We start from the raw sequence: 7,239 nt of genomic DNA, 5'->3' as shown, positions 1-7,239 counted from the left end.
CGCGCGCGGAAACGGGTGGAAGGGGGCGGGCGCCGGAGCGCCCGCCCCGCGGCGGTCACGCGCCGTACAGCACGATGCGGTTCCCCTCGCGCACCCACCGGCCACTGGCTCCGCCGCCGGCGCCGGCGCCGTTGCCGTTCCCGCCCGGCCTGGCCGTGGCGATCACCTTCAGCAGCTGCGGCGCCTGCCGCTGGGCCGCCAGGATGGCCACCTGCTTGGCCGCCGCCACGGGCGAGGCGCCCACCGCCGCGCCCTGTCCCAGGGCCTGGATGGCGTCGGTGGCCGTGCGCACCAGGGCGCGCGCCGTCTCGAACTCCATCTCGCCGTCGCCGCCCTCCATCTCCCACCCCAGCACGCCCTTGACCCCCGTGCCGATGCGCTCGCCCCACTGCTGCCCCTGCCCGCCGCCGATGGCCCCGCCGATGGCGCCGCCGACCACGGGCAGCGCCTTGCCGGCCGCGTCCTTGAGAATGCCGCCCAAGGCCTTGCCCGCGTCGGACCGGGCGAAGTTGCGGGCGGCGCCCGCAACCCGGCTGACCAGCTTGCCGAAGAACTGCTCCATCTCGTACTCGTTGCTCACCGAGAGCAGCTCGGCGGCGAGCGCCATCTCGTCGGTCTCGTTCAGCACCTCGCCGTACGTTTCGCCGCTCCAGCCGCCCTCGTATTCGCCCTCGTACTCGCCCTGAAAGGTGAACTCGTTGAGGGTGCGATCCAGGTTGTGCATGGTAGCCTCCGCAGTGGAAGAAGATGTGTGTTGGCGCGGGCCGGGCCCGCGGGACGGTGGCGTGGGGCCGCTCGGCCCCACGCCGGGAACGGCTCAGCGCGATGCGTTCAGGGCGCGGCGCGAGGCCAGCAGCCGGTTGCGCAGGTGGTACGACGGCTGCACGTAGCGCACGTCGGCCCGGTTGCTCACCTCCACCGCGTCGTCCGACAGGTTGACGCCCGTGGCGGTGAAGTACGAGTGGATGTAGCCCTGCACCTCTTCCTTCCAGTACCGCAGCCAGGCGACCGCGTGGTCCTGGCTGGTGATCTCCGTCCAGTTGCCGTAGCGGATGGAAAGCAGCAGCCGCTCGCCGAAGCGGGCCAGGTCGCGGAAGTGGATGACGCTGGTGTCGCCCCACCCCTGCAGCCGCTTCATGGCGTCGACGGACCCCATCCATCCCTCCGGGTACGGCACCATCTGCCGGCCGCGCAGGAACTCGCGCATCTCGGGGCGGGCCAGCAGCCACTGCTGCATCAGCATCTCCACCCGCGCCGTCCAGGGCAGGTCGCGGAACTGGTTGTGGGCGCCCTCGGCCAGCACCAGGTGCACTTCGCGGATGGAGTTGAGCACCGGGAAGGCGTCGGCGATCACCGTGGTGTCGGCGTCTTCGCGATAGAAGCGCACGGCCTGGCGCAGCAGGTTGTGGAACGCCTCCAGGAACCGCGGGCGCGGGTCGGCCGCCCCCAGCGACGGCACCGCCTTGCCCCACAGCGTGAGCCCGTACTGGTGGCTGTACTCGTACGCCCGGCGCGCCACCGTCAGCCGCTGGGGCTCGTCGCGCAGGTAGCCCCACAGGAACCCGCTCAGCCCGCGCAGGGGGTGAAGCTCCAGCTCTCCCAGGGGGTCGGGGCCGGGGCCCGCGCGGCGGACGTTCTGGAAGCGGCGGGTGATGGCGGCCGTGGTCTGCGTGAGCATGGCCTCCTCGTGCCAGTAGTTCCAGATCAGCTCCAGCAGCAGCGGCCGGGTGACGAACGCCCCCTCGTCCATGCAGAACGGCGACGGCGGCGGATTGTACTTGCTGGGCTCCGTCGCCGACTCGGCGATGCGCAGCGCGCCCTGCCGCGCGATGGCGTGCAGGTAGTTGTTGCGCGAGGTGCCCAGGTAGGCGGAAAGCTTGCTTTCCAGCTCGTTCACCCGGATGCCCGTGTTCAGCCGGTCGTACGGATCGCCCACGGGCCCGGTGGCGCTGTTGGCGCCGATGGCCCGGGCCGTGTTCATGCCCACCGGCGGGTACACGCCCGTGTGGATGAGCAGGAACGCCTCGGTGGCGGTGCGCAGCAGCTCGTACAACTCGCCGCCGGGCAGGTGGCGCAGCTCCGACATCCGCGTGAACATCCGGTCGCGGCCCGGCTTCGCCAGCATGGAGTCGGGATCGCTGCGGACCTGCTCCTCCTGCGTGTCGCGGTAGTCGCCGGGAGTGCGGTTGCACAGCAGGTCCTCGATGAACTGCTCGTAGCTGTCGAACGAGATGGCATCGGTGTGGGCCGCGATGGCGATCCACAGCTCCGACGTGGCGGTGTTCACCTCGCCCGCCCGCCGCAGCGTCATGCCGCGCTCCGTCGTGGACAGCGCCGGCGACGCGCTGATCTTTTCGGCGATCAGGTAGGTCGCGTCCACCATGTCGCGCGCCGTCTGGCCCATCGCCTCGGCGTTGCTCACCAGGAGGTCGGCGGCGGTCTTCAACGTGCGCTCCTCGGCCTGGTCGAAGGTCACCTTCAGCGGCTGCGGGAGCGAGGTGGGCGTCGGGGTCCCCCCCTCGCCCGTGCCGCCCGTCGCGGTGGTCCGGGGGTCGGTCGTACCGGTGCCGGTCGCCGCGGTGGCCGTGGGTGTCGTGGTCGTCCCGGTCGTCGTCGTTCCGTCCGTCTTCGTCGTGCCGGTCGCGGGCACGTGGCTGATGGGCGGCAAGGTCGCCGGGGGCGTGAACGTTTCCTCCGCGTCGTGCGGGTCGCGGTTCGCGCCCGGGTTTGGATCCTGTCCCTTTTTCGGCATTTCGTCCTCGTGCTGGATTCGGGGGCGGTTAGCCCGTGATGGACAGCGCGGCCACGGCCCGCGGGCGCGCGGCGGCGAAGTCGGTGGTTTCCAGGGTGCTGCGCAGCGCCCAGAAGGTCAGCAGGTCGGCCAGCAGCCGGCTTTCCTGCTCGGGGGTGATGGCGCCGTCTGCCCGGGCCTGGCCCAGGATGGCGAACACCAGCGAGGGCGCGCCGCCCCGCAGGCGCTGGAAGTTGCCCCCCGCCCCGCGGTACAGGGCGCGCAGCCGGGCGGGTGAGCGCGCCCCCGGCTCCATGGCCTGCGCCAGGGTGCGCCCGCGCAGCGCCGAGGGGCGAAAGCTGGCCAGCATCCGCACGAAGGCGGGCATGGCGCGCTCGCACATCTCGATCTGCCTGCGCTGCTCGTCGGGAACGTCGTCGCCCAGGGGGTAGAACTGCTCCCAGGCCCGCGACAGCTCGCCCCACTGCGGGTCGGGGTGAAGCTGGGCGCCCATGGCGCACGAAAGCCGCACGCGCACCCAGGGAATGGGGTGGGGGTCGTCGACGCTGCCGCGGAAGACGAAGGCCCGGGGCAGGCTCACCACCCCCATCAGCCCCGTGGTGCTCCCCACGCCCACCCGCGCGACGGACCAGAAGTCGGCGACGATCTCGGAGATCCACCGCTCGTACAGCACCCAGGCGGGGGCCAGCGGGCCGGCGGCGGCGCGGGCGCGCCCCAGGGCGGGGCGCAGCTCGTTCACCAGGTCCAGCAGGGCGGCGGCCTGGTGCCCCACCTCGTGCACCAGCGACGAGGCGATGCCGCTTCCCACCATCCGCTCGCGGGGCACGCGGATGATGGCCACCGGGCTTTCTCCCCCGCCGGGAAGGCGGGTGCGGGCGCGGCGGATGGCGGCGCCGTGGCCGCGGTCCAGGTAGCACACCACCGGGGGGTGCTCGTACACGCCGGGCAGTGCCAGCGCGTCCTCGGCCACCACGTCCAGCCCCGACAGCCACACCCCGGTCTCGTGCTCGCTGCGCTGGGTGAGCACGTCGGCGAAGATGTCGAAGTGCGAAAGCACCACGTTGAAGCGCAGCCGCAAGAAGGTGAAGCGGCGCTGCGCGTCTTCCGGCGTGCTGGAGGCGCCGGGCCCGCGGATCCACTCCAGGAAGCGGGTGACGCGCCCCCGCAGCTCGCGGCGCCCCTCGGCCAGGGAGCGCTCGATGGCCGACTGCGCGGCGGTGGACGCGGCCGCCGCCGCCACCATGGGCTCGTGCAGCGCAAAGGGCTTGATGCGCGCCAGCCGGGTGAGGAGCGCGCGGCCCTCCTGCTCCAGCAGCCAGTGGGGGAACGAGGCGGCCATGGCCGTCAGGCCCCCACCAGCACGATGGCGCCGTTGCGGCGGAACCAGCTGCCCTGCTGGCCCCCGCCCTGGCTGCCGAAGCCGGCCGGCGCGCCCCCGCCGAACCCGCCGCGGCTCCCGCCCGGGTATCCGCCGCGGCCGCCGCCGCCGGGGTAGCCCCCGCCGCCCGGGTAGCTCCCGCCGCCGCCCGCGCGGGCGAAGCGCCCCGAGGCGTCACGCGCCGGGCCGCCTCCCTGGCCCCCGCACCGGCCGCCGCACGCGCACCCGCCTGGACGTCCGCCGCCGCGCGCGCCCGCCGCCGCCGCGCCGCCCAGCAGGCCGGGGGCGTGCTGCTGCGCCGCGGCCAGCACGGCGTCCTTGGCCACGCGGTCGGGCGGTCCAGCGGGCATCCGCGAGGCCTGCCGGGCCGCCTCGCCGCCCAGCCGCACCATCCGGCGGGCCACCTCGAACTCCTGGTCCTGCGGGCTCATGCCCTCCAGCTCCAGCCCGAACGCGCGGCCGGCCATGGAGGCCAGCTTGCCGCCGATCATGCCGCCCACGCCGGGGGCCACCAGGTTGCCCAGCGCCGCCCCGGCCACCGGCAGGGCGGTGCGCGCCACGTTCTTCAGCACGCCGCCCAGGGCCTGGCCCACGGGACCCTTGATGAACTTGCCGGCCGCCTTCACCAGCTTGCCGAAGAACTGCTCCAGCTCCTCTTCCGACTGGATGCCCAGCAGCTCGGCCGCCAGCTCCATCTCCTGCACTTCGTCGAAGACGGCTTCGGTGTCCGTCTCGGGGGTCCACTCGTTCTCGTTCATGAACTCGAACTCGTCGGATTCCAGGGCGTCGATTCCGGTTTCCAGTTCGTTGAGGGTTCGGTCCAGCGGGTGCATGATGCCTCCAGGGGATGGGTGAGGGTGTACCGCGAACGTGCCTTCGGTGCCCTGTACAAAGCACCCCCAATGCCGTCGTAAGTCGTTGATTTGCAACGACCCCATCCGAAGCTCCCTTCGACACCCCCGCCGAACGGCCCTTCGCCGCCGAAGCGCGCTTCGCCGGTTCGGTACTGGAAAAGCCGAAGCGCACCTCGCTTTCGAGGTGCGCTTCGGCGTGTGCCCGGGCCGCGCGGGGTCCAACGTTTCCGCTCGCGCCGGGGTCACCCTTTCGCGGCGGCGGGGCGGGAGTGCAAGATGGCGCTCGCGCGGGGGAGCACGGGTCGACGGCGTCCACGGGGAATGCGATGCGGGGAGGGGAGGGCGAGGGCGTGCTGCGGCGCCTGCTGCTGGCGCTGGTGATGGTGGGCGCGCTGGGGCTGGGCGCCGAGCTGTTCCTGCTGGAGCACTTCGAGTCCGCCTGGCAGTGGACGCCGCTCGCCGTGCTGGCGTTCATCGTGGTGGCCGGGCTGGCGATGGGGCTGCGCCCCACCCGCGCGACGGTGCGCCTGTTCCAGCTGGGGATGGGGCTGGCGGTTGCGGCCGGGCTCGTGGGGTTGTACCTGCATTACCGCGGCAACGCGGAGTTCGAGCTGGAATCCGACGCCACCATGAACGGCGTGGCCCTGGTGTGGGCCGCCCTTCGCGGCGCCACGCCCGCGCTGGCGCCTGGAGCGATGATTCAGCTCGGGCTGCTCGGACTCATTCTGGCGCACCGGCATCCGGCGCTCGGCGCGCGAAACAACTCAGGAGAAACACGATGAACGGACCCATCCCGGCGAAGCTGTTCGCCGCCACCCTTCTTGTGACGCTGGCCGCCTGCGGAGGCGGCGAGTCCGGCGACGCAGGTGTCGCGCAGGACACCTCCGCGGCCACCGCCGCCGCGTTCGACAGCGGCGCCGCCGCCGCGCCCGCCGCTCCGGCCCCGGCCGCGCCTGCGCCGGCCGCCACGACGGGGATGCTGGACCCCAACGCGGCGCCGCGCGAGCAGCTGCTCGGGGTTCCGGGCGTGACGCCTGCCATGGCCGACGCGCTGGTGGCGGGGCGGCCGTTCCAGGACATGACGGCCGTAGACAAGGTGCTGGCGGGGCAGAACCTGACGGAGCAGCAGCGCGACTCGGTGTATACGCGCCTGTGGAAGCCCATCGACCTGAACAAGGCGAGCAAGGAAGAGATCCTGCTGATCCCCGGCGTGGGCCCGCGGATGCAGCACGAGTTCGAGGAGTATCGCCCCTATCGCAACATCGAGCAGTTCCGCCGCGAAATCGGCAAGTACGTGAACGAGCAGGAAGTCGCGCGGCTGGAGCAGTACGTGAGCATCACGCCGCAGTAACTGCGGTCACGACGGGAGAAGACACGCGGGCCGCCGGCATCCACCGGCGGCCCGCGCTTCAACCCTGCACGGGCCAACCCTGCACGGGCGAATGAATTCGCGGCAACAAACACACGAAGTCCGCCTGCGCGGACTGCACGCTTTCGTGTGGCTCGGACGGTCGTGCGCGCCCTTGCTGCGGTGCACGCCCGTCCCGCCCGCGCATGCTGGTGAAGCCCCGAACGGGACGCGGTAGCGGCCCGGGTCACGGCTTTCCGCTTTCCAAGCGGCGGCTTTAGCTGCTCATCCGCGCCAGCAGTTACCGGTGCTGCCAACTCGATGCACAGGCTGTTTGTGGAGGGTCGCAGTCAGCGCGCGAGTTCCGACGCGAGCGCCATGCGATAGCGATTCACCTCGTCGTCCAGCACGCGTGCCTCGTGGTCGGATCCCGCTTCCCAGCGTGCGAAGGTCGCTTCGCCCAGGCACGCGGCGGCGTAGGGCGCGCGGTACGCGGCGACGGCAGCCGCCAGCGCGCGTGCATCCTCGCCCGCCGCAGAGGCGCATGCGCGGACGAGTTCGGCCACGGCTGCATCCTGCATCCCGAACTCCACTGCCGCTCCCGCGAGGTCCCACGCGGAATCGGCGGGGCCGGGAAGCCGCGTCCCGGCGCCGTGGTCGATTGCATCCACCTTCACGATGCCGTGCTGTCCGCGAATCCATTCGTGCGCCTGTAGCCGCGCGTCGGCGATGACTGCTTCGCGCTCCGGGAGCGCTTCCAGGCGGCGGACGGCATCCGCGAGTCCCGCGCATCCGTCACCCAAGGCCTCGCGGGCGTTCTCCTCCAGCGCGGCGATCAGGGGACGCGGATCGGCGGGGGTGCCGGTGCGGAAGCGGCCGGCGCGCGCGGCGAGGTAGCGAGCCACGG

The 7,239-nt window shown here is 72.6% G+C and carries 6 protein-coding genes and 1 pseudogene; 2 read left to right on the top strand and 5 right to left on the bottom strand.

The window, feature by feature from the left end; translation table 11 throughout:
- Positions 1-55: 55 nt before the first annotated feature.
- The 4 genes from VIB55_RS10950 to VIB55_RS10935 all read right to left on the bottom strand — a co-directional run bounded on the left by VIB55_RS10950 (position 56) and on the right by VIB55_RS10935 (position 4,963).
- Entirely contained in the window at positions 56-724 is a 669-nt protein-coding gene (locus VIB55_RS10950) for a hypothetical protein (RefSeq protein WP_331876698.1), read from the bottom strand.
- A gap of 93 nt (positions 725-817) precedes the next feature.
- Positions 818-2,752 carry a hypothetical protein gene (locus VIB55_RS10945; RefSeq protein WP_331876697.1) on the bottom strand — a complete coding sequence of 645 codons (1,935 nt, stop codon included), beginning with the start codon at positions 2,750-2,752 and terminating at the stop codon, positions 818-820.
- A 28-nt stretch (positions 2,753-2,780) separates the two neighbouring features.
- Complete coding sequence (locus VIB55_RS10940) at positions 2,781-4,091, bottom strand: hypothetical protein (protein WP_331876696.1); 1,311 nt, start codon at positions 4,089-4,091, stop codon at positions 2,781-2,783.
- A gap of 5 nt (positions 4,092-4,096) precedes the next feature.
- Positions 4,097-4,963, bottom strand: coding sequence for a hypothetical protein (locus VIB55_RS10935; protein WP_331876695.1), 867 nt, complete (start codon positions 4,961-4,963; stop codon positions 4,097-4,099).
- Between the two features lie 347 nt (positions 4,964-5,310).
- On the opposite strand from VIB55_RS10935, the gene VIB55_RS10930 reads away from it, so the two are divergent.
- The gene (locus VIB55_RS10930; RefSeq protein WP_331876694.1) at positions 5,311-5,766 is read left to right on the top strand and encodes a hypothetical protein; all 456 of its coding nucleotides are present in this window, start codon (positions 5,311-5,313) and stop codon (positions 5,764-5,766) included.
- Positions 5,763-6,335 (top strand): hypothetical protein, encoded by a 573-nt coding sequence (locus VIB55_RS10925; RefSeq protein ID WP_331876693.1) that lies wholly within the window; start codon positions 5,763-5,765, stop codon positions 6,333-6,335. The genes VIB55_RS10930 and VIB55_RS10925 overlap by 4 nt, the downstream gene beginning before the upstream one ends.
- A gap of 347 nt (positions 6,336-6,682) precedes the next feature.
- Here the strand turns inward: VIB55_RS10925 and VIB55_RS10920 are convergent.
- Positions 6,683-7,239: pseudogene (locus VIB55_RS10920) on the bottom strand (hypothetical protein); the annotation flags it as partial.

Origin of the sequence: Longimicrobium sp. (assembly GCF_036554565.1) — a bacterium.
In the GTDB taxonomy this organism is placed as follows: Bacteria; Gemmatimonadota; Gemmatimonadetes; order Longimicrobiales; family Longimicrobiaceae; genus Longimicrobium.
This window is presented reverse-complemented; position numbering and strand designations above follow the sequence as displayed.